At 67.0% G+C, this 24,785-nt stretch carries 20 protein-coding genes; 10 read left to right on the top strand and 10 right to left on the bottom strand.

Going from position 1 to position 24,785, the window contains the following annotated elements:
- Window positions 1-2 precede the first annotated feature (2 nt).
- Together ubiE and DOM66_RS00920 are read right to left on the bottom strand one after the other, a co-directional pair.
- Complete coding sequence (ubiE, locus tag DOM66_RS00925) at window positions 3-749, bottom strand: bifunctional demethylmenaquinone methyltransferase/2-methoxy-6-polyprenyl-1,4-benzoquinol methylase UbiE (RefSeq protein WP_110675128.1); 747 nt, start codon at window positions 747-749, stop codon at window positions 3-5.
- Between the two features lie 398 nt (window positions 750-1,147).
- On the bottom strand, window positions 1,148-2,872 hold the full coding sequence (locus DOM66_RS00920) for a LamG-like jellyroll fold domain-containing protein (protein ID WP_232825182.1): 1,725 nt from the start codon (window positions 2,870-2,872) through the stop codon (window positions 1,148-1,150).
- Between DOM66_RS00920 and DOM66_RS19840 the strand changes: the two genes are divergently transcribed.
- Window positions 2,871-3,095, top strand: coding sequence for a hypothetical protein (locus tag DOM66_RS19840; RefSeq protein ID WP_232825181.1), 225 nt, complete (start codon window positions 2,871-2,873; stop codon window positions 3,093-3,095). The genes DOM66_RS00920 and DOM66_RS19840 overlap by 2 nt on opposite strands.
- 363 nt (window positions 3,096-3,458) lie before the next feature.
- Here DOM66_RS19840 and DOM66_RS00915 read toward each other — a convergent pair whose 3' ends face one another.
- From DOM66_RS00915 to DOM66_RS00885, 6 genes are all read right to left on the bottom strand, one after another.
- A complete protein-coding gene (locus DOM66_RS00915; RefSeq protein ID WP_110675127.1) occupies window positions 3,459-3,842 on the bottom strand; it encodes a gamma-butyrobetaine hydroxylase-like domain-containing protein in 384 nt (127 codons plus the stop codon).
- A gap of 189 nt (window positions 3,843-4,031) precedes the next feature.
- On the bottom strand, window positions 4,032-5,351 hold the full coding sequence (hslU, locus tag DOM66_RS00910) for an ATP-dependent protease ATPase subunit HslU (RefSeq protein ID WP_110675317.1): 1,320 nt from the start codon (window positions 5,349-5,351) through the stop codon (window positions 4,032-4,034).
- Between the two features lie 77 nt (window positions 5,352-5,428).
- Entirely contained in the window at window positions 5,429-5,947 is a 519-nt protein-coding gene (gene hslV / locus DOM66_RS00905) for an ATP-dependent protease subunit HslV (RefSeq protein ID WP_110675126.1), read from the bottom strand.
- Between the two features lie 488 nt (window positions 5,948-6,435).
- Window positions 6,436-7,119 (bottom strand): SPOR domain-containing protein, encoded by a 684-nt coding sequence (locus DOM66_RS00895; protein WP_110688988.1) that lies wholly within the window; start codon window positions 7,117-7,119, stop codon window positions 6,436-6,438.
- Between the two features lie 3 nt (window positions 7,120-7,122).
- Entirely contained in the window at window positions 7,123-8,808 is a 1,686-nt protein-coding gene (argS, locus tag DOM66_RS00890) for an arginine--tRNA ligase (protein ID WP_110688987.1), read from the bottom strand.
- A 228-nt stretch (window positions 8,809-9,036) separates the two neighbouring features.
- A complete protein-coding gene (locus DOM66_RS00885) occupies window positions 9,037-11,286 on the bottom strand; it encodes a primosomal protein N' (protein ID WP_188115119.1) in 2,250 nt (749 codons plus the stop codon).
- A gap of 210 nt (window positions 11,287-11,496) precedes the next feature.
- On the opposite strand from DOM66_RS00885, the gene rpmE reads away from it, so the two are divergent.
- Together rpmE and DOM66_RS00875 are read left to right on the top strand one after the other, a co-directional pair.
- Entirely contained in the window at window positions 11,497-11,712 is a 216-nt protein-coding gene (rpmE, locus tag DOM66_RS00880; RefSeq protein WP_035475666.1) for a 50S ribosomal protein L31, read from the top strand.
- Between the two features lie 542 nt (window positions 11,713-12,254).
- Entirely contained in the window at window positions 12,255-13,523 is a 1,269-nt protein-coding gene (locus tag DOM66_RS00875; RefSeq protein WP_110675123.1) for a malic enzyme-like NAD(P)-binding protein, read from the top strand.
- Window positions 13,524-13,675: 152 nt separating this feature from the next.
- Here DOM66_RS00875 and DOM66_RS00870 read toward each other — a convergent pair whose 3' ends face one another.
- Both DOM66_RS00870 and DOM66_RS00865 read right to left on the bottom strand, forming a co-directional pair.
- Complete coding sequence (locus tag DOM66_RS00870) at window positions 13,676-14,428, bottom strand: DUF481 domain-containing protein (RefSeq protein WP_110675122.1); 753 nt, start codon at window positions 14,426-14,428, stop codon at window positions 13,676-13,678.
- Window positions 14,429-14,556: 128 nt separating this feature from the next.
- The gene (locus tag DOM66_RS00865; protein WP_110675121.1) at window positions 14,557-17,079 is read right to left on the bottom strand and encodes a penicillin-binding protein 1A; all 2,523 of its coding nucleotides are present in this window, start codon (window positions 17,077-17,079) and stop codon (window positions 14,557-14,559) included.
- A gap of 290 nt (window positions 17,080-17,369) precedes the next feature.
- Between DOM66_RS00865 and pilM the strand changes: the two genes are divergently transcribed.
- The 7 genes from pilM to aroB all read left to right on the top strand — a co-directional run bounded on the left by pilM (window position 17,370) and on the right by aroB (window position 24,148).
- A complete protein-coding gene (gene pilM / locus DOM66_RS00860) occupies window positions 17,370-18,428 on the top strand; it encodes a type IV pilus assembly protein PilM (protein ID WP_110688986.1) in 1,059 nt (352 codons plus the stop codon).
- Window positions 18,425-19,003: a PilN domain-containing protein gene (locus tag DOM66_RS00855; RefSeq protein WP_110675119.1), complete on the top strand. Its 579-nt coding sequence runs from the start codon at window positions 18,425-18,427 to the stop codon at window positions 19,001-19,003. The genes pilM and DOM66_RS00855 overlap by 4 nt, the downstream gene beginning before the upstream one ends.
- Entirely contained in the window at window positions 19,000-19,671 is a 672-nt protein-coding gene (locus DOM66_RS00850; RefSeq protein WP_110675118.1) for a type IV pilus inner membrane component PilO, read from the top strand. The genes DOM66_RS00855 and DOM66_RS00850 overlap by 4 nt, the downstream gene beginning before the upstream one ends.
- On the top strand, window positions 19,668-20,237 hold the full coding sequence (locus DOM66_RS00845; protein ID WP_110675117.1) for a pilus assembly protein PilP: 570 nt from the start codon (window positions 19,668-19,670) through the stop codon (window positions 20,235-20,237). Before DOM66_RS00850 ends, DOM66_RS00845 begins: the two co-directional genes overlap by 4 nt.
- Window positions 20,238-20,317: 80 nt before the next feature.
- A complete protein-coding gene (pilQ, locus tag DOM66_RS00840; RefSeq protein WP_110688985.1) occupies window positions 20,318-22,429 on the top strand; it encodes a type IV pilus secretin PilQ in 2,112 nt (703 codons plus the stop codon).
- Window positions 22,429-22,983, top strand: coding sequence for a shikimate kinase AroK (aroK, locus tag DOM66_RS00835; protein WP_110675115.1), 555 nt, complete (start codon window positions 22,429-22,431; stop codon window positions 22,981-22,983). The genes pilQ and aroK overlap by 1 nt, the downstream gene beginning before the upstream one ends.
- 52 nt (window positions 22,984-23,035) lie before the next feature.
- A complete protein-coding gene (gene aroB, locus DOM66_RS00830; protein WP_110688984.1) occupies window positions 23,036-24,148 on the top strand; it encodes a 3-dehydroquinate synthase in 1,113 nt (370 codons plus the stop codon).
- The last annotated feature ends 637 nt before the right edge of the window (window positions 24,149-24,785 follow it).

Here is a 24,785-nt window from a genome sequence, read left to right as displayed (position 1 = left end):
GCTCAGAGCTTGATGCCGCGGTGCAGGGCAACGATGCCCCCGGTCATGTTGGTGTACTCGACCCGTTCGAGTCCGGCGGCCTGCATCATGCCCTTGAGCGTCTCCTGATCCGGATGCATGCGGATCGACTCCGCCAGGTAGCGGTAGCTGTCGGCGTCGTTGGCGACCAGCCGCCCGACCTGCGGCAGCACCCGGAACGAGTACTGGTCGTAGGCCTTGGAGAGCAGACCATTGGCCGGTTTGGAGAACTCCAGCACCAGCAGACGCCCGCCGGGCTTGAGCACGCGGGTCATCGAGCGCAGCGCCGCGTCCTTGTCGGTGACGTTGCGCAGGCCGAAGGCGATGGTGATGCAGTGGAAGCTGTTGTCGGGGAACGGCAGGCTCTCGGCGTTGGCCTGCACGTACTCGACGTTGTCGCCGACGCCGCCGTCGATCAGCTTGTCACGCCCGACCCGCAGCATCGAGGCGTTGATATCGGCCAGCACCACCCGGCCGCTGGGGCCGACACGCTTGGCGAACTGCCGCGTCAGGTCGCCGGTGCCGCCGGCGATATCGAGCACCCGGTGGCCGGCGCGGACGCCGCTGCGCTCCAGGGTGAGATGTTTCCACAGCCGATGGATACCGAACGACATCAGGTCGTTCATCACGTCGTAGCGCGCGGCCACCGAGTGGAAGACGTCCGCCACCCGGGCGGCCTTCTCCTCGACCGCGACCTGCTCGTAGCCGAAGTCGGTCGTGCGCTTGTCCATGTGCTTCTCCCCGAAAAGACGCTGTAGATCGCCGCACGAACGCCAACGACGGCGGCCGCGGCGAGGGCAGGCGGGACGAGTCTTCGCTGACTCTGTCGATGGTGCATTGTAGCGTCTGGCCTGGGCCTTGTCTTTGCACACTGTCTGGTGGAGGGGGGGCTCCCGACGATCGGCATGGGGGCGTCTGATACCGGCGCATCCGGAGCGTAAACGAGCGCACGGCCGGAGCGCCATCGCTGGCGTGTGCCCGACCATGCCGCCTTGACAGCCGGTTCACTGGACAACGTTAGGAACGTCTGAAGAGCTGGCGTACCTATTTACAGGCGCCTCGAGCCCCTGTGAACGGGTACACCAGCCCGGTTCGGCTTTTGCCCTGCCTGGTTGCTAACCGGTTTTGCTTACAAGCCCTGAGGCCTGTAGAGCCACTCCGAGCTGTCCAGTGGGCGGTTATTGATGCGAATCTCGGCGATATCGCCGGCGAAGGGGGTGTCCGGCTTGCCCTCCCAGGAGCTGGCACCGACTAGCCACTCGCTGCCGGGCTGAACCAGCAAGCCGGATTGCTCGTAACCCGTACGCATCACCAGCGCGCCGTTGACATACATCTGCGTGCGCTTCCCGTCGTTGACCACGGCCACGTGATACCAGCGGTCGCGATCGATCTCCCAGGACCAGTTGCTCCGCGTGTTGCCGTTTTGCGGCACGCTGAGCCACTGCAGTTCTCTCAGGCTGGAGATGGCCAGGCCCAGTGAGGGGTCGCCGCTGGCGCAAGATAGCTGATGCAGCTGGCAGACTTGGGTGGCCGAAGGTTGGTGTGTCAGCACACCCGACCAGGCGTTCTCACCGGGTGTCCAGTCTGCTGGCAGCCGCAACACCGCCTCGATGGTGTACTGCGGCAGGTAACCCTGTTTGCCGGCAGCACTCTTTTCGAAGGCCAGGCCGGGTGCCGTGGTCTCGAGATAGAAACCGCCTTTGCTGTTGTCGCCACGGAAGGTCGCGGTGCCCTTGGCATAGCCATAAGGGGGATCGATATCTCGCACCTCGAAAAGCGATGCTTCGGGGTCGCCGAGTGTAGCGGTACTCAGAGAATTGCCGTTGCCGGACACATCGATGAAACCTGCGCCACTGCCTGGCGAGGTGATGCGATATCGGTCATCGAAAATCCAGTGCGCCAGCGTGCCTTCGACGTTGCCGGGTGCGTTTTCCACCAGACTGTTCTGGTTGAAGTTGGCAAAACGTTCGCGGAAATCCATATCGATGCTGTATTTCCAGCGTTCGAGCTCATCTACCGAAGAGCGCTCGGCCTCGGGGATCTGCGCTACCCAGGGAGAGAAGGAACGAAAATGTAGCGCCTGGCCCTCAGGGTCGAACGTGATCAATTGCAGCATGCCGTTGCCGCCCCAGTAGCCTGACTGGTAGTCGACCACCTCCATGACCACCTTGCGTCCGTAGGCGTTGCGCGCTTCCAGCGTGGCCTCGCCATGATGGTGACCATTGATGGTGAGAAAAATCTGATCGTTGTCTCTTACCAGGTTGTCCCAGAAATAGGGGCCGACCTCGCTGAAGATCGCGCTCTCACCGTCTTCACCGATATTCATCAACTGGTGGGTGGTCAAGATGGCGGGTAGATCGGGATGCTCCTTGAGCACGCGACTCGCCCACCGCAGGGTGGTCTCCGAGGGGCGCCAGTCGAGCGCCAGTACGATGAAAGACTGGGGAGAGCCGTCTTCCCAGAAGTCGTTGACGGTAAAGATATGGTAGCTGTCGAAGCCGCCCCAAGGCGCCGGTGTGCCATTGTCGAGTTGCGCCTGCCCCTGGTAGGTAGCGAAGTTGGCGGCTTGCCGCTGGGGCGAGAAGTTCTGCAGGAAAGGCTCCCGAGAGAAGTCGCGATCGGACTCCCACTGTCGTGGGTCGCACACGTCGTGATTACCGGCCAGAATGCTGTAGGGCGTTGCGGGGTTGGCCTCTAGCAGGGCCATCGCTTCCCGTGCGCGCTCCCACTCCTGGGTCCAGGCCGCAGGGTCGTCACAGTTGAACCTGGTGTTCTCCACCACATCGCCCAAGTGCACTGTGAAGGCGATCTTCTCCTCGGCGTAGTGATCGGCGATCCAGCGTGTCTGCGCCATGTATCGCTCGGGCGAGTTCTCCGCATATTTCTGGGTGTCCGGCAGGACGGCGAGGGTAAAAGCGTTTCGGCTCTCCGAAACGCCGGATTTGGGTGGCTCGGACGTGTTCATCGATGATCGAGAAGTGTCGTCGCTGGCGGTCTCGTTGTCATCGCTGCTGCTGCAACCGGTAACCAACAGCGACATGATCAGCCAGGACAGCGTGATCAGCCAGTGCCAGTGAAAGGGGTGACAATCTCTCCTGTCCATTGCTGGGTTCTCCTGTCGGGACGAGGTCGAGCGGGCTCGAGCATCATCCGAGCCCGACGCTGAAGCGGCATTGTCGGCGAGGAGAATGTCTGATCCTTTAACATACTGTTACAAATTCGGTTGTACTGTCGGGTTCGATCCCGGCGCTACGGAGTCGATCAATGAGCGAAAAGGGGTACAAGGGCGCTCGGTGGACAGGCTGCCGACGCACGCAAGAGGGCACATGAGATGGAGTCTGGTGAGCACCGGCCGGGCTAGCGTGCAAGCGTCGCGTCACGCGGCGATTCGCGGCGAACGCCGAGTCCGCGCTGACACTGACTCGGCGTCTCCTGCGCCATCACACCTGATGGATCTGGATCGTGCTCGGCTCCCGCGAGGCCCCGGCACGCGCCAGCCTCGCCAGATAGTCGGCCCAGCGCGCCTCCTGCTCGGTCGCCAACGCATGGAGGTAGTCCCAGGTGTAGAGGCCGCTGTCGTGGCCATCGTCGAAGTGCAGCTTGAGCGCATAGCGCCCGGCCTGGGTGACGTCGAGCAGTCCGACGTGGCGCTTGCCGGTCTGCAGCACCGCTTCGCTGGGGTGGTGCCCCTGGACCTCGGCCGAGGGCGAGTAGACCCTCAGCAGCTCGATCGCCAGGCGGTAGTGGGTGCCGTCGGCATAGCCGAGTTCGAGTTCGCGGTCGCGCTTGTGGTAGTGCACGCGGGTAGGGACTGGGGCGGACATGGCGAAATCTCCTGGTGCGGTGCAGGCGCCCATGTGAAGCCAACGAGAGCGGCGACGCAAGACGCCCGCAGGCCCCGAGACCCCTGCAGGCCATGAGTAAGACCTCGGTGTGTCGAGTCCTGCGGGCGTCGAGGCCGCCGTGGCGATATGGCCGCAGGCACGCGATTGGCATGCCTGCGGTGCTTGAGGTTACAGAATATAGCGCGACAGATCTTCGTCCACCGCCAGCTCGCCGAGCTGTGCGTCGACGTAGGCGCCATCCACCACCAAGGGGCTGTCGAAGTCGCCGCCCTGATAGGAGGCCTCCTCGAGCAGCCGCTCCATCACTGTGTGCAGGCGGCGTGCGCCGATGTTCTCGGTGCCGTCGTTGACCTGCCAGGCGATCTCGGCGATCCGGGCGATGCCGTCTTCGGTGAACTGCACCTCCAGCCCTTCGGTGCCGAGCAGCGCCTGATACTGCTTGGTCAGCGCCGCCGAGGGCTCGGTCAGGATGCGCTTGAAGTCATCCGGGGTCAGGGCGGTGAGCTCGACCCGGATCGGCAGGCGCCCCTGCAGCTCGGGGATCAGATCCGAGGGCTTGGAGAGGTGGAAGGCGCCGGAGGCGATGAACAGGATATGATCGGTGCGCACCATGCCGTGCTTGGTGGAGACGGTGGAGCCCTCGATCAGCGGCAGCAGGTCGCGCTGCACGCCCTCGCGGGAGACGTCGCCGCCGCTGCCGCCGGACTCGCCGCGCTTGGCGACCTTGTCGATCTCGTCGAGGAATACGATGCCGTTCTGCTCCACCGCTTCCAGCGCGCGCTGCTTGATCTCCTCCTCGTTGACCAGCTTGGCGGCTTCCTCGTCCTGCAACAGCTTCCACGCCTCCTTGACCGTGACCCGACGGCTCTCGGTCTTCTGCTTGCCCATGTTGGCGAACAGGCTCTGCAGCTGGTTGGTCATCTCCTCCATGCCCGGCGGGGTCATGATATCGATGCCCTGGCTCGCCGGGGTGACCTCGATATCGATCTCCTTGTCGTCGAGCTGGCCTTCGCGCAGTTTCTTGCGGAATACCTGACGCGTGCCGGAGTCGTCGCGGCCGCTGTCGTACTCGCTGCCCCGGGGGCGCGGCAGCAGGGCGTCGAGAATGCGCTCCTCGGCGGCGTCCTCGGCCTTGTTGCGCACCTCGGTCTTGGCCTGCTCGCGCACCATCTTGATCGACATCTCCATCAGATCGCGCACGATCGACTCGACGTCGCGGCCGACATAGCCGACCTCGGTGAACTTGGTCGCCTCGACCTTGAGGAAGGGCGCGCCGGAGAGCTTGGCCAGACGCCGCGCGATCTCGGTCTTGCCCACCCCGGTGGGGCCGATCATCAGAATGTTCTTGGGCACGATCTCGCCGCGCATGTCTTCGTCCAGATGCATACGGCGCCAGCGGTTGCGCAGGGCGATCGCCACCGCGCGCTTGGCGTCGTGCTGGCCGATGATGTACTGGTCCAGCGAATGGACGATCTCACGCGGGGTCATGGCCGACTGCGTATGGGTCGGCGCCGGCAGGGCGGCCTGGGCGTTGGAAGTATCCTGGGTCATGGCATTCGCTCTCATCACAGCTCTTCGAGCGTGATCTGGTGATTGGTGAAGACGCAGATGTCGGCGGCGATGTTGAGCGACTTCTCGGTGATGTCGCGGGCGCTGAGCTCGGTATTCTCGAGCAGCGCGCGGGCCGAGGCCTGGGCGAAGTGCCCGCCGGAGCCGATGGCGATGATGCCGCGCTCCGGCTCGACCACGTCGCCGTTGCCGGTGATGATCAGTGAAGCGCTCTTGTCGGCCACCGCCAGCATCGCCTCGAGGCGGCGCAGGGCGCGGTCGGTACGCCACTCCTTGGCCAGCTCCACCGCCGCCTTGGTCAGGTGGCCCTGGTACTTCTCGAGCTGGGCCTCGAAGCGCTCGAACAGGGTGAAGGCGTCGGCGGTGCCGCCGGCGAAACCGGCCAGCACCTGGCCACGATAGAGCCGGCGGACCTTGCTGGCGTTGCCTTTCATCACCGTGTTGCCCAGCGATACCTGGCCATCTCCCGCCAGCGCGACCTGGTCGCCACGGCGCACGGATACGATTGTGGTCATCAAGCTACTCCTTGTGGCGCGCCGTCGGGAGCCGATCTGAAACGATCCGCCGCGACCGCTGGGGGCCGGGCGGCCGGCAACCACCCGACGGCGCCGAAAAAGACGCGCGGCATCGCAATATCGCGATGCGCCGTGCTGGCAGAGGTGTGGGCGGTGCGGGCGGAAATCAAGCGAAGCGGGCCATCGAAGGCTACAGGCAGTCGATCGAGGCAGTGCAGGGAACACGCGGCTATGCAGGAAACGCGGGGCAACGCAGTGAAGGGTGGGCGAAAGCGAGCCCGCCACCCCGGATCGGTGTGAGTGACCGATCCGGGCAGGCGAGCTTACTGTTTTTCAGGCAGTGCTTAGAGGGTGTTTACAAATTCGGCGAGCGAAGGCAAGACAAGGCAAAATCGATCGAAAAAGCGGAGTTTACACGGGGTAAATGAGCATTTTGAGGCCGATTTTAACGCCGTATTGGCGAGCGCAGGCAGTTTGTAAACACCCTCTTAGTTCTGCAGCCGGATCATCAGCGGCTCGATACCCTGAGTCACCATCAGATCCTGGGCCCGATTGAGCTCACGGGTGTCGCGATAGGGGCCGACCTGGACCCGGTGCCAGATCTGGTTGCCGTTGGCGCGCACGTCGGTGATCTTGGCCAGCAGGCCGAAATCCTTGAGCCGGTTGGCGAGCCGTTCGGCGTCGGCGATATCGCGAAACGACGCTGCCTGCAGCATGTAGCTGCCGGTCGCGGCGGGCTGCTTGGTCTGGTTGGCGGCGTCGTCGGCGGCCGCCTCCTGGCTGGCCTTGGCGGTGACCTCGGGGGAGCTGCCACTGCTGCTGTTCGGCGCGATCACCTCGGTTTCCGGCAGCAGCGTGTAGAACTCGAAGGTCGGCGTGGCCGGCTGGGCGCTGCTGGTACCCGCCTTGCCGCCCTCGCTGCTGCTGGCGCCGCTGTTGGCCGCGCTGCTGCTCGACTGGCTGGCCGGCTTGGGCACCACTGCGGCCACCGGTTCCGGCGAGCTGTGGTCGAGATACTGCGACAGCGCGAAACCGCCGATCAGACCGGCGATCGCCCACAGCCAGCCGGGGATACCGCCGACCCCCTGGCTTTTGCCGGCGTTGCGCGCGCGGGCGCGGGTGGTCGCGCCCTTGGGCGCGGCACGTGAGTTCTGCGCGGGGCGTCTGGCCATCCTCTACATCTCCTCGGGAGCGCTGACACCGAGCAGCGCCAATCCATTGCTGATCACCTGGCGCGCGGCCAGACCCAGAGCCAGACGGGCGTTGCGCAGTCCGGCATCGTCGACCATGACTTTCTGGGCGTTGTAGCAGGTGTGGAAATCGCTCGCCAGATCGATCAGATACTGGGCGATCTGGTGCGGCTCACGGGCCTCGGCAGCGCGCTCCACGGTATCGGGGTAGCGTGCCAGGCGGTTCATCAGCGCCTTCTCCTGCTCGGCGTCGAGGCGCTCCAGGTTGGCCATGGCCGTGGCGTGGTCGAACGCCTGGCCGTCACGCTCGGCCTTGCGCACCACGCTGCACACCCGGGCGTGGGCATACTGGATGTAGTAGACCGGGTTGTCGTTGGTCTGCGAACGGGCCAGGTCGATATCGAAGGTGAGCTGCGAATCGGCGCGGCGTGCGGCGAGGAAATAGCGCGTGGCATCACGGCCGACCTCGTCGATCAGGTCGCGCAGGGTGACATAGCTGCCGGCACGCTTGGAGAGCTTGACCTCGACCCCGGAGCGCGTCACCAGCACCATCTGGTGCAGCACGTAGTCGGGCCAGCCCTGGGGGATGCCGACCTCGAGCGCCTGTAGCCCGGCGCGCACCCGGGTCACCGTGGAGTGGTGATCGGCGCCCTGTTCGTCGATCACCCGGGTGAAGCCGCGCTGCCACTTGTTGTGGTGGTAGGCGACGTCGGGCACGAAGTAGGTGTAGCTGCCGTCGGACTTGCGCATCACCCGGTCCTTGTCGTCACCGAAAGCGGTGGTGCGCAGCCACAGGGCGCCGTCGGCCTCGTAGGTGTGGCCGTTGGCGATCAGTTGTTCGACCGTCTCCTCCACGCGACCCTCGGCGTAGAGCGAGGACTCGAGGAAGTAGACGTCGAACTCGACCTCGAACGCCTTGAGGTCGAGATCCTGCTCGCGGCGCAGGTAGGCCACGGCAAAGGCGCGGATCGCCGCCTCGTCCTCGGGGTCGGCGGCAGCGGTCACCTCGCGGTCGTCGGCGGTCACCGTCTCGCCGGCCAGGTAGGCCGTGGCGACGTCGGCGATATAGTCACCGCGGTAGCCGTCCTCCGGCCACTCGGCATCCTCCGGGGTGAACCCGTGGACGCGCGCCTTGACCGAGCGCATCAGGTTGTCGATCTGAGCCCCGGCGTCGTTGTAGTAGAACTCCGAGGTGACATCAAAACCGGTGGCCTCGAGCAGGCGGCTCAAGCAGTCGCCGATCGCCGCACCGCGGCCGTGGCCGACGTGCAGCGGGCCGGTGGGGTTGGCCGAGACGAACTCCACCTGCACCTTCTCGCCGGCACCCTTGAGGCTGCGACCGAAGGTGTCGCCGGCGTCGAGGATGGCACTGACCACACCGGCGATGGCGTCGGTGGCGGCGAAGAAGTTGATGAATCCGGGCCCGGCGATCTCCACCTGACGCACGGCGTCGCTCGCCGGCAGCGCCGCGACCAGCTTGTCGGCCAGCTCGCGCGGCTTGAGGCCGGCCGGCTTGGCCAGCACCAGCGCGAGGTTGGTGGCGTAGTCACCGTGGGCCTTGTCACGGGCCGGGTCGACCTTGATCGCCGGATTGGCGTCGGCCGGCAGCTCGCCGCGCTGTTTGAGTGTCGCGACGGCGTCGTCGAGCAGTTGGATAATCGTCTCTTTCATGGCCTGCTTCGTAGTCGTGGGGCCTGTCGCCCGGGGCATCGTCACCCGGGCTGGCGCGGGAATTCGGCTGCGGAATACACCGCGACGTTGGGGAAGCGCTGAATGAATCGGCGAGCGGTTCGCTCGCGCAGGCATTCATGCCGTGTTTCCCTGGCCGTCGCGACGCGGAAAAAGGGCCGCCATTATCGATGATTGCGCACAGGCTTTAAACCCTGGCGCGGTCCGCCCTCAACTCAGCGTCATCGGGTCGACGTCCAGCGACCAGCGCACCCGGCGCGAGCTCTCCTGCTCCAGCCGCGTGACTAGCCAGGCGGCGGCCTCGTGCAGCGCACTGCGGCGCTCGGCGCTGAGCATCAGCTGCACATGGTAGCGGTTCTGGCGCCGCTCCATGGGCGCCGGCACCGGGCCCAGGGCGTGCACCGGCGAGCCGCGTGCGGCCAGCCACTCGCGCAGCGCCTCGCCGGCGGCAGCGGCCGTGGCCTGGGCATCGTCCTCCTTGACCGCCTCGAAGCGCGCCAGTGCCAGGTGGCGGTAGGGCGGCAGCGCGGCCAGGCGGCGCTCCTCCAGTAGCTGGTAGGCAAGGGCATCGTAGCCGCTGTCCGCCAGCAGGCGCAGGTTGGGGTCGTCCGGGTGCAGCGTCTGCACCAGTACGCGGCCGGGGCGCTCGGCGCGGCCGGCGCGCCCGGCGACCTGGATCAGCAACTGGGCGCTCTGCTCCAGAGCGCGGAAATCGCTGGCATAGAGCCCAGCGTCGGCATTGACCACCACCACCAGCGTGACGTGGGGTAGATGGTGGCCCTTGGCCAGCATCTGGGTGCCGACCAGCAGGCTCGGCTCGCCGCGGCGGATTTCGCCGAGCACCTGGTCGAGCGCCTCCTTGCGCCGGGTGCTGTCGCGATCGATGCGATAGATCGGGGTCTGGGGAAACAGTGTCGCCAGCGTCTCCTCGGTGCGCTCGGTGCCGGCGCCGAGGGGGCGCAGATCGGCGCTGCCGCAGCTGGGGCAGGCGTCCGGCTGCGGTTGCTGGTGCTCGCAGTGGTGGCACACCAAGCGTGGCGGCTGGCGGTGCAGGGTGAGGCGCGAGTCGCAGTGACGGCACTCGGCGATCCAGCCGCACTGATGACAGGCCAGCGAGGGCGAGAAGCCGCGTCGATTGATGAACACCAGCACCTGCCCCTCCGCCGCGAGGGCCTGGCGGATCGCCTCGATCACCGGCGGGATCAGCCCGCCCTGGCGCACGCGCCCGCGCAGGTCGGTCAGCTCCAGCCGCGCCGGGGCGTGGCGGCTGGCGCGGGTGGTCAGACGCAGATGGCGGTAGCGCCCGCTGCGCGCCTGGGCCAGGCTCTCCAGCGATGGCGTGGCGCTGCCCAGCAGGATCGGGATGCCCTCGCGGTGGGCGCGGGCGATGGCGAGATCGCGGGCGTGGTAGCGCAGGCCATCCTGCTGCTTGAACGAGCCGTCGTGCTCCTCGTCGACGATGATCGCCCCGGGCCTTGCCAGCGGCGTGAAGATCGCCGAGCGGGTGCCGATGACCACCGGCGCGCGGCCGCTGCGCGCGGCCTCCCAGGCGTCCAGGCGCTCGAGGTCGGTGAGCCCGGAGTGCAGTGCCACCACCGGCACCCGGAAGCGCTTGCGAAAGCGCGCCAGGGTCTGCGGGGTGAGACCGATCTCCGGTACCAGCACCAGCGCCTGCTTGCCCTGGCCGAGCACGGCTTCGATCAACTGCAGATAGACCTCGGTCTTGCCGCTGCCGGTGACGCCGTGGAGCAGGCAGGGGTGGTAGCGATCGAGCCCTTCGTGCAGTGCCGCCAGCGCCGCTGCCTGCTCGCGGTTGAGGGTCAGCGCCGGGGTCGCCAGCAGCGGCCCCGACAGTGCCGCCGCCGCGGTCAGTGGCTCTTCGTAGCAGCTGACCAGACCGCGCCGGGTGAGGCCCTGCAGCTGGGCCCGGGTGAAGCCCTGGGCGCTGACCGCGCTGGTGACCAGGCCGTGGCGATGCTGGGCGAGCAGGGTGACCAGCTCGCGCTGGCGCGGCGCGCGGCCGAGCTTTTCCAGCGCCGTCGTCTCCGCGGTCTCCAGACGCCAGCGTTCGCGGGTGCGCGCTTCCAGCGGGCGACCCTGGCGCAGCGGTACCGGCAGGGCGTTGTGCAGGGTGTCGCCCAGCGCATGCTGGTAGTAGCGCGCGGTGAACTCGCACAGCCACAACCAGTCCGCCGGCAGCGGTTCGGCGTCGAGGCAGGCGACGATCGGCTTGAGCTGGGCCAGTGGCAAGTCGCTCTCGGCGGCGCAGGCGATGACGATGCCCACCAGCTCGCGGCGCCCGAAGGGGACCTTGACCCGGATGCCCGCGCGCCAGCCACCGGCCGGTGGGGCACCAGCGGGGCGGTAGTCGAACAGTCGTCGCAGCGGGGTAGGTACGGCGACCCGCAGCACGCGCGCCTGCGTGGCCGGCGCTGCGGCGTCGGGCTTGAAATCTGCCAATTGGCCTCCATCCAGAACAGTGCTAGAATGCTGCGCCTTCCGACGTAGGGTGCGTCTTTTATCCGAGGTGGCGCCGCCGGGCAAGTCCGGTGCCGCGAAACTTCGGGATTCCAGGCGTTCCGGTCGCGCGGGAGTCAACCGCTAATCCCTATCCGTGTACGGTGCCTGGCAAACGATCAGGTGGCGGTACACTGCCAGCGAGGCTTCACGATGAAACAGGCTATTCACCCCGAATACAAGAAGGTCACCGCGACTTGTTCCTGCGGTGCGACCCACAGCGTCGGTACCACGGCGAGCGAAGATTTCCATATCGACGTCTGCTCCCAGTGCCACCCGTTCTACACCGGCAAGCAGAAGCAGGCGACCACCGGTGGTCGCGTCGAGCGCTTCAACAAGCGCTTCGGTGCTGCCGTACGTCGCGGCTGAACGACGTCCCGCCGGGCGTTCGCGCTCGGCCCGGTTGCTGACCGAAAACGTCGCTGACCGAAAACAATGCCCCGGCCCTGGCCGGGGCATTGTCGTTCTGGCTCTCGCGAACCTTGACTTCATCCCTCTGGCCGCTCTGAGCCGACCGCTCGCCGTCTCCGCTGCCGCCGTGCCGATCCTGATCCTGGCGTCACGGTGCCGGTCATCAGAGTTTCTACTGCACTATCGCGCCCGCGTCTCTTCAGGTGCCACGCGCGCTTTTTCCTCTTCTCTTCTTTCTGTTTCTTATCTTTCTTCCCCCAGCTGGGACCGCGTCCTTCCCGGAGTCGACTCTCCTGCATGGCAAGCGGATAGCGTGTACACGTTGTAATAAGGGATGCTCTATGGTTGGTCGCTCAGGTATAAGTTGCAGCAAATGGCTGCGATATGAGGCAAAAAGCTACTCAATGGTCGCCAAGCTCCATCAACGTGTCCGCGTTGTCCGGGGCGGGGTTTTCCGTTAGTCTGGCGCCACCCAATGATCTGAAGACGAGAAAAAGCCCATGAGTGACGACAAGCGCCAGGCTGCGCTCGACTACCACGCCAAGCCTTTTCCGGGGAAGCTCTCGGTCGAGCTGACCAAGCCGACGCAGACCGCCAAGCATCTGGCGCTGGCCTACAGCCCGGGGGTCGCCGAGCCGTGTCGCGAGATCGCCGCCAACCCCGAGGATGCCTATCTCTACACCGGCAAGGGCAACCTGGTCGCCGTGGTGTCCGACGGTAGTGCCATTCTGGGGCTGGGCAATCTGGGGCCGTTGGCGAGCAAGCCGGTGATGGAGGGCAAGGGCGTGCTGTTCAAGCGCTTTGCCGGCATCAACTCGGTGGATATCGAGGTCGAGGCGGATTCGCCGCAGGAGTTCATCGATACCGTCGCCAACATCGCGCTGAGCTGGGGCGGGATCAATCTCGAGGACATCAAGGCCCCGGAGTGCTTCGAGATCGAAGCCGCCCTCAAGGCGCGCTGCAACATTCCGGTATTTCACGACGACCAGCACGGTACCGCCATCGTCACGGCGGCGGGGCTGCTCAACGCCCTCGACATCGCCGGCAAGACCCTGGATGCGGCGCGCATCGTGTGTCTCGGCGCCGGGTCCGCGGCGATCGCCTGCATGAAGCTGCTGCTGGAGTGCGGTGCCCGCGCCGAGAACATCTACATGCTCGACCGCAAGGGCGTGATCCATGCCGGGCGTGACGACCTCAATGAATACAAGGCGCAGTTCGCCACCCCGACCGAGTGCCGCACCCTGGATGACGCCATCGAAGGGGCGGATGTCTTCGTCGGCCTCTCCGGCCCCAACCTGTTCAGTGCCGAGCAGCTCAGCCGGATGGCCGCCGACCCGGTGGTGTTCGCCTGCTCCAACCCGGACCCGGAGATCCACCCGGATCTGGCTCGCCAGACCCGCAGCGACGTGATCATGGGAACGGGACGCTCCGACTACCCCAACCAGGTCAACAACGTCCTCGGCTTTCCGTTCATCTTCCGTGGCGCACTCGACGTGCGCGCCACCACGATCAACGAAGCGATGAAGATCGCCGCGGTGCATGCGCTCAAGGATCTGGCACGGGAGCCGGTGACCCAGGAGGTGCTCGACGCCTACGAGCTCGATGCGCTCTCCTTCGGTCGCGGCTACATCATCCCCACGCCGGTGGACTCGCGCCTGCTCGAGCGCATCCCGGCGGCCGTGGCCCAGGCCGCCATCGACAGTGGCGTGGCGTGCAAGCCCTATCCGGCGCACTATCCGCTGAAGAGCGTCAAGGAGATCTACGGTTGAGCGATTGAGCGCGATCGCCGTGGCGTTCTGAATGACACGACTGCCGCCCTTCGGGGCGGCAGTTGCGTTTGGGGTATCCGTGAGAACCGGCGGTCGCCGGGTATGTCAGCGTGGTGTGGTTGCGGCGTCCGCCGTGCTCACCAGCCATACACTCACCAGCTATACAGCAGCGAGACCGAGGTGGTGGTGTCGGTGCGGGCGTCGGCATCCGGCGGTGGATGGGTGTTGCTCTTGACGTCGTAAGCGACACGCAGCGCCAGGTGCGAGTTGAGCTGCGAGGTGATGGTCGAAAGCGAACGCGTGGTCACGCTGATATGGGTCGCTTCCACCGACATCTCCTGATCGAAGGAGATGTCCTCGCTGAAGTTGTAGGTGTAGTCGAGTGCCGAGTAGGCCAGCGGCAGGTCGTCGCTGCCCTTGCTCTTGTCGGCGTAGTCGTCGTGGCGATAGCCGGGGCCGACTTCGGCGGAGAGGGTGTGGGTGGGGCCGTTGAGCAGTTGACGTCCGTAGCCGCCGATGGTGGTGAACTGCCAGTCGTAGCCGCTGAAGCGGTCGCGTTCCCAGCGGGCGAAGCCGAACAGATAGTTGTCGTCGCTCAGCTCGTAGCGCTCGCGTCCGGCAACCAGATACTGCTCGCTGGTGGTGTTCTCGTTGTCCTGCACGCTGCGCGTTTCGGCGCGGAAGGTGTGGGTGAAACGCCCGGTCAGCCAGGTCAGGCGCCCCTTGGCCAGCAGCGTCTGGGTGTTGCTGTTGCCGGTCAGGCGGGTATAGCCGAGTTCCGCACTACCGCTGAAGTTGGGCGTGTCGTCGTCGGGTGCCGGCGGCGCGTAGAACAGATCGGCGGGTGCGCTCGAGGCCAGCAGGCAGGTGGCGAGCAGCAGCCAGCGGCAGCGGGGCAAGGGCATGGCATCTCTCTCCGCGTGGGGGCGACGAACGATGGCGCCGGAACGGAACCCCGGTCCCGGCCCGAGGGCCGCCACGGCGAGCGTGGCGGGGCAGACGGCGGGGCGGCGGGAGCGCCGCCCGAGGCGCTTCAGAAGATCGCCTCATAGGTGCCGGTGCCCTGGGAGCCACTCTGGTCTTCCAGCTCCGGCTTGATGCCGCGGGGCTGGTAGTCGGGCACGTTCTGCTTGCGGAAGATCTCGTTGATGCCGCCGGGCTGGTCGTCGTGCAGGCGCTTGCCAGTGTCGGGGTCGATGCGCACGGTGACGATGTCCGCCGGTGCTTCGGGAATCACCTGCGGCGTGCCCTTGAGCGCCGGGCCCATGAACGCTTTCCAGATCGGCAGCGCGGCCTGGGCGCCATACTCGGCGGTGGTCGAGTTGTCATCCTTGCCCACCCAGACGGTGGTCACCAGCGAGTTGTTGAAGCCGGAGAACCAGGCGTCACGCTGATCGTTGGTGGTGCCGGTCTTGCCCACGATGTCGGCGCGGTTGAGTGACAGGGCGCCGCGTCCGGTGCCTTTCTCGATCACGTCGCGCAGGATGCTGCGCAGGATATAGAGCGCATCCGGCTCGACCACCCGGGGTGCGATGCGGCGCGGCTCGCCGTCGACCTCGGTCTGGGTGGCATCGGCGGCGCAGTCGCGGCAGGCGACCAGCGGGTTGGCCTCCTCGACCACGGTGTTGTGGCTGCCCTGGGTGATCTTGTCGATGTACCAGGGCGACACCTGGAAGCCGCCGTTGGCCAGGACCGCGTAGGCGTTGGCGATCTCCAGCGGCGTCAGCGAGGCGCTACCCAGCGCCAGCGACAGGCCGTGGGGCAGGCGGTCGCGGGAGAAGCCGAAGCGCTCGAGGAAGTTGAGCGCATTGTCGAGCCCCAGCGACTGCAGCACGCGAATCGTCACCAGGTTGCGCGAGGTATAGAGGCCCACGCGCAGCCGGGTGGGGCCGAGGAAGCGCTGCTCGGCGTTCTCTGGGCGCCAGTCGTCGGCGCCGAACTGCTCCATCACGATGGGGGCATCGTTGATGATGGTCGCCGCGGTCATGCCGCCCTCTTCCAGCGCGGCCAGATAGACGAACGGCTTGAAGTTGGAGCCGACCTGGCGCTGGGCCTGGATGGCGCGGTTGAACTTGCTGGCGGAGAAGCTGAAACCGCCCTGGAGTGCCTCGATCGCGCCGGTCTTGGGGTCGAGCACCACGATCGCGCCCTCGGCGCCCGGGCGCTGGCCCAGACGCCAGTGATCGCCATCGCGCAGGATACGCACCAGATCCCCGCGGCTGGCGATCGCCGCGGCATTGGCTGGCACGCCGCCGCGCCACTTGGCACTGTGGTACTCCCGCGCCCACTTGAGGCCATCCCAATCGAGGGTGATCACCTTGCCGTCGGCATCGAGCACGCGCATCTGCTTGCCTTCGGTGGAGACCACGATGGCCGGCTGCAGCGGGCCATAGGCCGGCGTGCGCTCGAGGACCTTGAGCCAGTTGCTGACGTCACCCTCGACGCCCTGGATCGTGGCCTGGCTGCTCTGGGCCGCCTGGCGCGCGGTCTGGATCACCTCGGGGGACTCCGACAGCTCCTCCTCCAGGCCCTTGCGTTCGGTGCGGTCCTGGGCCTCGACCAGACTCGGCGGGACGTCCTTCTCCTCCGGCCCGCGCCAGCCGTGGCGGGTGTCGTAGTCGATCAGCCCTTGTACCAGGGCGTCGCGGGCGTCGGTCTGCAGCCGGCTGTCGAGGGTGGTGGTGATGCGGATGTTGTCGGTATAGGCCTTGTCGCCGAAGCGCTCGACCGCATAGCTGCGCGCCATCTCGGCGACGTAGGGGGCGTCGACCTCGGTCTGGGCGATGTGCCGGCTGGCGGTGATCGGCGCCTTGACCGCCTTGTCGTAGGCGGCTTGATCGATATAGCCGAGATCGCGCATGCGGTAGAGGATCCAGTTGCGGCGGATCAGCGCGCGCTCCGGGTTGGCCAGCGGGTTGAAGCTGGAGGGCGCCTTGGGCAGGCCGGCGATCATCGCGTACTGCGGCAGGGTCAGCTCGTTCAGAGGCTTGCCGTAGTAGGTGTTGGCGGCGGCGGCGACGCCGTAGGAGCGGTTGCCCAGATAGATCTTGTTGACGTAGAGCTCGAGGATGTCGTCCTTGCTCAGGATCTGCTCCATCTGCAGCGCCAGCAGGATCTCGCGAATCTTGCGGGTGAAGGTCTGATCGAGCGTCAGCAGATAGTTACGCGCCACCTGCATGGTGATGGTGCTGCCCCCGGACTGGATGCCGCCGCTGGAGGCGAGCTCCAGGGCGGCGCGCGCCAGCCCCTTGGGATCGACCCCGGGGTGGGTGAAGAAGCTGGCATCCTCGGCCGCCAGCAGGGCGTCGATCAGCGGCTTGGGAATCTGGTCGAAGCTCACCGGCATACGGCGCTCCTCGCCGTACTCGCCGATCAGCTTGCCATCCTCGGTATAGATGCGCAGCGGTGTCTGCAGTTCGTAGTTCTGCAGCTGGTGGACATCCGGCAGGCCCGGGGCGAAGTAGAGCGCGGCACCGACCACTGCCAGCAGGGCGCCGGCACCGAGCGAGAGCAGCAGCCAGAAGGCCGTGGACAGTAGGCGGGTAAAGAGCTTCATGGGCAGAGTGCAATTCCTTGACGGAGGTCGGTGCGGCCGGTCGCGCGTCAGCCATCCCTGGCCTTGAGGATGTCGAACCAGCGGGCATTATATGGACGCGACCGAATCGGGGCCAGTTTCCACCCCCTCTGTTCCTGCAAGCAGCGCGCAATCTGTGTAACGAAATGTCTCAAGTCGGCCGCCGGCCCGCCGTTAAACGGGATTAGGATGATCGCGTCCCCCATTTTCGCGTCCCGCTAATGGGTTTCATGGCGAGGTAGGACAGTGTTGCGCCCGAAAAGGTCCCTGAAGTGTTACGCCTGAAACGATCCCAGAGAGGTCTGGTCGGGGTCGATATCACCTCCGCCACGGTCAAGCTGCTCGAGCTGGAACGCCACGCCGGGCGCCTGCGCATCGATAGCTATGCCGTGCGCCCGCTACGCGAGGGGGCGGTGGTGGAGCGGCGTATCCGCGATCAGCGCGAGGTCGTCGATACCCTCAAGCGGGCGGTCGAGCACGGCCGGCTCAAGTCGCGCCGGGCGGTGGTGGCGGTGCCCAACTCGGCGGCGATCACGCGCAAGCTGACGCTGCCCGCCTCGCTCAGCGACGAGGATATCGAGGCGCGCATCCAGATGGAGTCGGAGAAGTACGTCCCCTTTCCGCTCAACGAGGTCGCCTTCGACTTCCAGCGACTGGGACGCCATCGGCGCTACGACGACCAGCAGGAGGTGATGCTGGTGGCCTGTCGGGTGCAGGATATCGAACTGCTCACCGCGACCTTGTCCGAGGCGGGTCTCGAAGCGGTGGCGGTGGATGTCGAGGGGTTCGCACTGGAGCGCATGTGGGGCGATATGGCGAGCCAGTTCGACACGCCCGGCGCCGACGCCGTGGCGCTGGTCGATATCGGCGCCAACCTGTGCGCCTTCCATGTGCTCAAGGGCGGCCGCATCGTCTACAGCCGCGACAACCTGTGCGGCGGGCGCCAACTCACCGACGCCATCAGTCGCCGCTACCGCATCAGCTTCGAGGAGGCGGGGCGGGCCAAGAAGCGCGGGGGCCTTCCGGATGACTATCGCCAGCAGGTGCTGACCCCCTTCATCGATACCCTGATCCAGCACATCGGGCGTTCGCTGCAGCTCTACTATACCGCCGCCGGCCAGCAGGAGATCCGCCAACTGGTGCTCGCCGGCGGTTCCTGCGTGCTGCCGGGCTTCGTCGATCGGCTGCGCGCCCAGAGCGGGCTGGAGGCGACGCTGGCCAACCCGTTCGGCGGCATGCGCGTGCATCCGCGCCTCGATGTCGATGCCCTGGCCGCCGATGCGCCGGCAATGCTCACCGCCTGCGGCCTGGCCATGCGGGTGCGTGCATGAGTGTCGAGATCAATCTGCTGCCATGGCGTGAGCGCCAGCGCCAGCAGCGCACCCGGCGCTTTCAGCGGGGCGTGCTGCTGGCGCTGCTGCTGGGGCTGCTCGCCGGCTGGCTGATCGACCTGCACGAGCAGGCGCTGGTGCGTGCGGAGCAGGCTCGGCTGGGGATGATCGAGCGCCATACCCAGCAGTTGACCCGGGACATCGAGTCGGTGCGCGACTTTCGCCACCTGCGCGAGCGCATGCTCGAGCAGATCGACCTGATCGGCACGCTGCAGGCGAGCCGGCCGCTCACCGTCGAGGTGTTCGATCAGCTCACCGCCACCCTGGTCGATGGCGTCCACTACACCCAGCTGGTGCGCCACGACCATACGCTCGAGCTCGACGGTGTGGCCGCCTCCAACCGCCAGGTCTCCGAGCAGATGCGGCGTCTCGCGGCGAGCCCGGCGCTGGGCGTACCGCTGCTCTCCGATGTCAGCGCCGGCAACGGTGCCGATGCACCGCGGCGCTTCCAGATGAGCGTCGAGGAGCAGCCGGCGGTGGATGCCTCCGGCGAACCCGCGGAGTCGACGCCATGAGGTCGCTTCGGCGGTGCCGCGAGCGTCTGCGGGGCTGGGTGCAGGATCAGGCGCGTCAGCTGCGTGAGCTGCCCTGGCGTGAGCTCGACCTCAAGGAAGCGGGAACCTGGCCCACCAGCCTGCAGGCGCTGATCGCGCTGACGGCATTCACGCTGGCTTTGCTGCTCATGCAGTGGCTGCTGGCGTCATCGCCGCGGGCCCAGCACGCGCGTCTGGTGGCGCAGGAGACACAGGCGCTCTCGCGCTTCGAGACGCTCTCCTACCAGGCGGTCAATCTGCCGATGATGCGCCAGCAGATGAGCGAGCTGAAGGCGCGCATGCAGCGCGTGCTCGAGCAGCTGCCGAGTGACGCCGAGGTGCCTGCGCTGCTGGATGCGATCAGCGATGCCGCCCGCGAACAGCAGTTGAACATCGACAGCATCAAGCTCCAGCCGGCGGTGGCGAGCGAGTTCGTCTTCGAGCAGCCGTTCGATATTCAGGTGCGTGGCGGCTATCACCAGATCGCCGCTTTCCTGGCCGAGGTCGCCAGCATGCCGCGTATCGTCACCCTGCACGACTTCACGCTGGCGCCGGTGGCGGACTCACCCACGCTGCGCCTGAAGATGCTGGCCAAGACCTACCGCTATCGCGAGGCGGATGACGCTACCGACACGGGGGCCGGCTCATGACGTGGGGTGGACGGGGGCGTGGACACGCACGCCTGGGGCTGGCGCTGGCCTGTGCTGCCCTGCTGGCCGGCTGCAGCGATGCCCACCTGGACACGCTCGAGCAGCGGCTGCAGGCGCTGCGCCACAAGCCGGAGGGCAAGATCGCGGCGCTGCCGGAGATGCCCCGCTATGCGGTGGCGGCCTATCACGGCAGCACCATGCGTAGCCCCTTCGCCCCCGCCGGGAAAACTCTCGAGGCGCTGGTGCCGCCGGCCGAGCCCCGGGTGCAGCGCGAGCGTCAGCCGCTCGAGGCGTTTGCGCTGGAGAATCTCGCACTGGTGGGCACGCTCAGCGTCGGCGTGACCCCGTCGGGCCTGATCCGGGCGCCGGACGGGCGCCTCTACCGGGTCTTCGTCGGCGACTATCTGGGACGCGATCAGGGGCACATCGTGAAGATCACGCGGCGCAGCCTGAGCCTGGTGGAGCGCGTGCGCGACACCCAGGGGGCGTGGCGCGAGCGTACTCGCCAATTGAGCCTGGCCGCGACCAGCGAACAGGCCGCCGCCTCGCCGCAGAATTCGGGATGAGGGCCCGGGTGCTGTCTGAAAAGTTGACCAGCGCCAACCGCCGCGGCGATGGCCCCAAGCAGATCAGCAGGAGAACGAGCATGGCATGTCGATTCAGGTGGGTGAGCGGGCTGCTGGCCTGGCTGCTGCTGGGGCTGGCCGCGCCGGCCTGGGCGGGGTCGAGCCTGACGGCGGTGAACTTCACCGAGCGTGGCCCCGGACGTCTCGACGTCGAGCTACGCTTCGCCGGTGGGGTGCCGGAGGTGCGCGGCTACCGTACCGCCGCGCCGCCGCGGCTGGCACTGGATCTGCTCGACACCACCAGCGCGCTGGCGAAGCGTCGCTTCGCGGTCGGCAGTGGCGGGGTCGAGTCGCTGCGCGTGCTGGCCGGCGAAGGGCGCACGCGGCTGGTGTTCGCCCTCGACGGGGCGAGCGACTATCGACTGGAGCGCCAGTCGGGTCGTCTGCTGGTGCATCTGGGGGCTGCGCCGGCGGCGAACGCCGAGGCGGCGACACCGGGATTCGTCGCCGAAGCCGGGCGCGAAGCACCGGGCGTGGGCCGCCCCGCCGCTGCCGCCAGCCACCAGCCGCGGGTGGCGGCGCTCGACTTTCGCCGCAGCGACACCGACCACGGTGAGCTGCTGGTGACCCTCGACCGGCCCGGGGTGGCAGCCTCGGTCTCCGGGAGTGGGCGCCGGATCACCCTGACGCTACCCGGTGTGGTGCTGCCGGATGCCCAGTACCAGACCCTGGACGTGAGCGACTTCGGCACCGCGGTGACGCGCATCGTGCCAAGGCGCGATGCCGACGGCGTGCGCTTCGAGATCAGCGCGACGCGGGCGATGGAGCCGCTGGTGACCCAGCAGGGGCGCCAGCTGCGTCTGGAGCTCGCGCCGCAAAAGGAGGAGGGGGGCGGTACGTCCAGCGTCAGTGCCGACGCTGCGGCACCGAGCTACAGCGGCAAGCCGGTGACCCTCGACTTCCAGGACATCCCGGTACGCGACGTGCTCTCGATCATCGCTCAGGTCTCCGGGCTCAATGTCGTCGCCAGCGATAGCGTCCAGGGCAACGTCACTCTCAATCTGGTCGACGTGCCCTGGGATCAGGCGCTCGACCTGGTGTTGCAGAGCCGCGGCCTGGCGGCGCGGCGTACCGGCGACGTGATGGTGGTGGCGCCGGCCGGCGAGCTGGCCAGCCTGCAGCGCCAGACTCTGGAGAGCCGTGAGCAGTCGCAGCAGCTGGCGCCGCTGGTCACCGAGTTCGTGCCGATCCGCTACGCCAAGGCGGACACCCTGGCCGGACTGCTGCGCGGCGGCGAGGGCGTGGGACTGATGTCGGATCGCGGCCGGGTGACCGTCGATGTGCGCACCAACACTCTGATCCTGCAGGACACCCGCGATCAACTGGAGGCGATCCGGCGTACCATCGATCAGCTCGACATTCCGGTGCGTCAGGTCCAGATCGAGGCGCGTATCGTCATCGCCCGTGACAGCGCCACTCGTGAGCTGGGCGTCAACTGGGGCATGTCGTCGCCGGCCGGGGGGCGCCTCAATCTGAGCGGTGCCGCCGATGGCGACCCCTCCAGCGTGCCCTCCACCAGCAATGATCCTCAGTCCTACGGCGGCGGCCTGGCGGTCGATCTGGGCAACGCCACCCAACCCGCCAGCGCTTTCAGCTTCGGCTATCTCTCCGGTGATGTGCTGATCGATCTGGAGCTGCGCGCGCTGGAGAGCGAGGGCAAGAGCCAGACCATCTCCCAGCCCAAGGTGATCACCGCCAACCAGCGCACCGCGGTGATCAAGCAGGGGCAGGAGGTGCCCTATCAGGAGGCGTCCTCCAGCGGCGCCACCACCACCGAGTTCAAGGAGGCGGTGCTGTCGCTGGAGGTGACCCCGCAGATCACCCCGGATGACCGCATCATCATGGATCTGCGGGTCAACAACGACAATATCTCGAACACCCGCTTCGATGGCGCGCCGGCGATCGACACCAACGAGATCCAGACCCAGGTGCTGGTCGACAACGGCGAAACCGTGGTGCTTGGCGGTATCCTCACCTCGGAGCAGCTGCATACGCTGTTCAAGACGCCCTTCCTTGGTGACATCCCGGTGCTCGGGCAGCTGTTCCGCTATACCCAGGAGAGCAATGAAAAGGTAGAATTGCTGATCTTCATTACGCCCAAGATCATCGAGGACAGACTGGCCATTCGCTGATGCGGTCGCTTCCCAATCTTTTTCTCATCGGCCCCATGGGGGCCGGCAAAAGCACTATCGGCCGCCTTCTGGCGGCCGAATTGCAGCGCGAATTCCTGGATAGCGACCATCAGATCGAGGCGCGATGCGGGGCGAATATCCCGTGGATTTTCGATGTCGAGGGCGAGCAGGGGTTCCGTGACCGCGAGACGGCGATGATCGACGAGCTGACCCAGCGCAGCGAGGTGGTGATGGCCACCGGCGGCGGCGCGGTGATGCGCGAGCTCAATCGCCAGTACCTGCGCGAGCGCGGTACCGTGATCTATCTGGCGACCACGGTCGAGCAGCAGATCCGGCGCACCGCGCGCGACCGCAACCGCCCGCTGCTGCGCAGCGCCAACCCCGAGCAGGTGCTGCGCGACCTTTTCGCGCTGCGCGATCCGCTCTATCGTGCCACCGCCGATCTCGTCGTGCGCACCGACCGCCGCAGCCCCAAAAGCGTGGTGGCGGATATCGTGCGTCGGGTCACGCGGCTCAACCAGCCGCTTCAGGCCGGGGCCTCGCCGCCGCGCTAGTCGTACCACGGCAGGCGCGCCACTTCGCTCACTCGTACAAGGGTCACCCGTCATGACGCAGTCTCCTTCCGCCGCCATGGAGTCGCTGAGTGTCGCGCTCGGCGAGCGCACCTACCCCATCCATATCGGCGCCGGGCTGCTCGACGATCCGGGCTGCCTGCTGCCCTATCTGGCCGGGCGCCAGGTGATGATCGTCACCAACGCGACCGTCGCCCCGCACTATCTCGACCGGCTTCGTCACACCCTGAGCGGGGCCGATCTCGAGGTGTGCGAGGTGATCCTGCCCGACGGCGAGGCGACCAAGACCCTGGCCTCGGTGGAGCGCATCTGGGATGCGCTGCTGGCGGCCGGCTTCAACCGCCGCTGCACCCTCGTCGCCCTCGGCGGTGGGGTCATCGGCGACATGGCCGGCTACGCCGCGGCGAGCTACCAGCGCGGTGTCGCCTTCATCCAGGTGCCGACCACGCTGCTGGCCCAGGTCGACTCCTCGGTGGGGGGCAAGACCGGGGTCAACCATCCGCGCGGCAAGAACATGATCGGCGCCTTCTGGCAGCCGCGTGCGGTGCTGATCGATACCCAGACCCTGGCGACGCTGCCCGAGCGCGAGCTTTCGGCGGGGCTGGCCGAGGTGATCAAGTACGGCCTGATCTGGGATGCTGCCTTTCTCGACTGGCTCGAGCGCGAAATGCCAGCCCTGCGCGCGCTGGACGCCGCCGCGATCCGCCGCGCCATTCGCCGCAGCTGTGAGATCAAGGCGGAGATCGTCGCCGAGGACGAGACCGAGCAGGGCGTGCGTGCGCTGCTCAATCTCGGCCACACCTTCGGTCACGCCATCGAGGCGCACCAGGGTTACGGCAACTGGCTGCATGGCGAGGCAGTGGGTGCCGGCATGGCCATGGCCGCGGCACTGTCGGCCGAGCGCGGCTGGCTCACCGGCGCCGAGGTCGAGCGTATCGGAGCGGTGCTGGCGGCGGCGGGGCTGCCGCGGGTGGCGCCCGCCGCCATGGGTGTCGATGACTTCCTCGAGCGCATGCGTCTGGACAAGAAGAATCTCGACAGCCGCCTGCGGCTGATCCTGCTCGAGGCGCTGGGGCGCGCCGCGATCCATGACGACACCGATCCGGCCATGCTCGAACGCCTGATCGAGCGTTTCCCCCGCGCCTGAGCGGGCGCCACGCCGCCGAATATCCCGCCCGTGCGGTGGTCGCCATGCCCGCCGTGGCGGTGCCATCGGCGTCTTTCCGACTGGGGCGGGCGTAGGCCCCTCTGCCGTGCCGGAGAGCGACGCCGTGGCGCGCCTCACGCCGCGGCGTCGCTCCCAAGACATCATTCCCAAGACGTCGCACCCAGGGTGTGCCTGTGGCCCCGCCGGCGCGCGCTTCCGCCAGGCTGTCTTCTTCGCTGCGCTATCCTTATCGCTGTCACCGCGCTGACCGGCCCTCTCCCTGACGGGCGTGTTCGCCCTGCTACGTACCCGCGATCTGGTGGGCAGCATCGCGACGGCAGTCTCAGGGTGGGGTCATGCATGCAATTGGCATGAAGTATGTCGTATCGGCATGGGGTGAGGGGGTGGTTCGGGTGTGTCGATGCGTGTCGAGCCTAGTATTTAGACTTTAGTCGAAGACGCCTCTCTAAGCCGTTGAGCTGTCAGGTAATTTTTTTAGTTATAAATATAAGTCCTCGATTTTCAATGGTTTTATCGCAGAGGGCGGGGCGGCGCGCGATTGCGTTGCGGCGGGGGAGTGGCTATTCTGGGCGGCCTTTTGACGCCGTTCCACGGCGCTAGCGTCGCAGCGAGGTGG

Source organism: Salinicola endophyticus, from assembly GCF_003206575.1.
Classification (GTDB): Bacteria; Pseudomonadota; Gammaproteobacteria; order Pseudomonadales; family Halomonadaceae; genus Salinicola; species Salinicola endophyticus.
The sequence above is the reverse complement of the archived record's forward strand: the minus strand, read 5'-3'. Positions and strand labels throughout refer to the sequence as shown.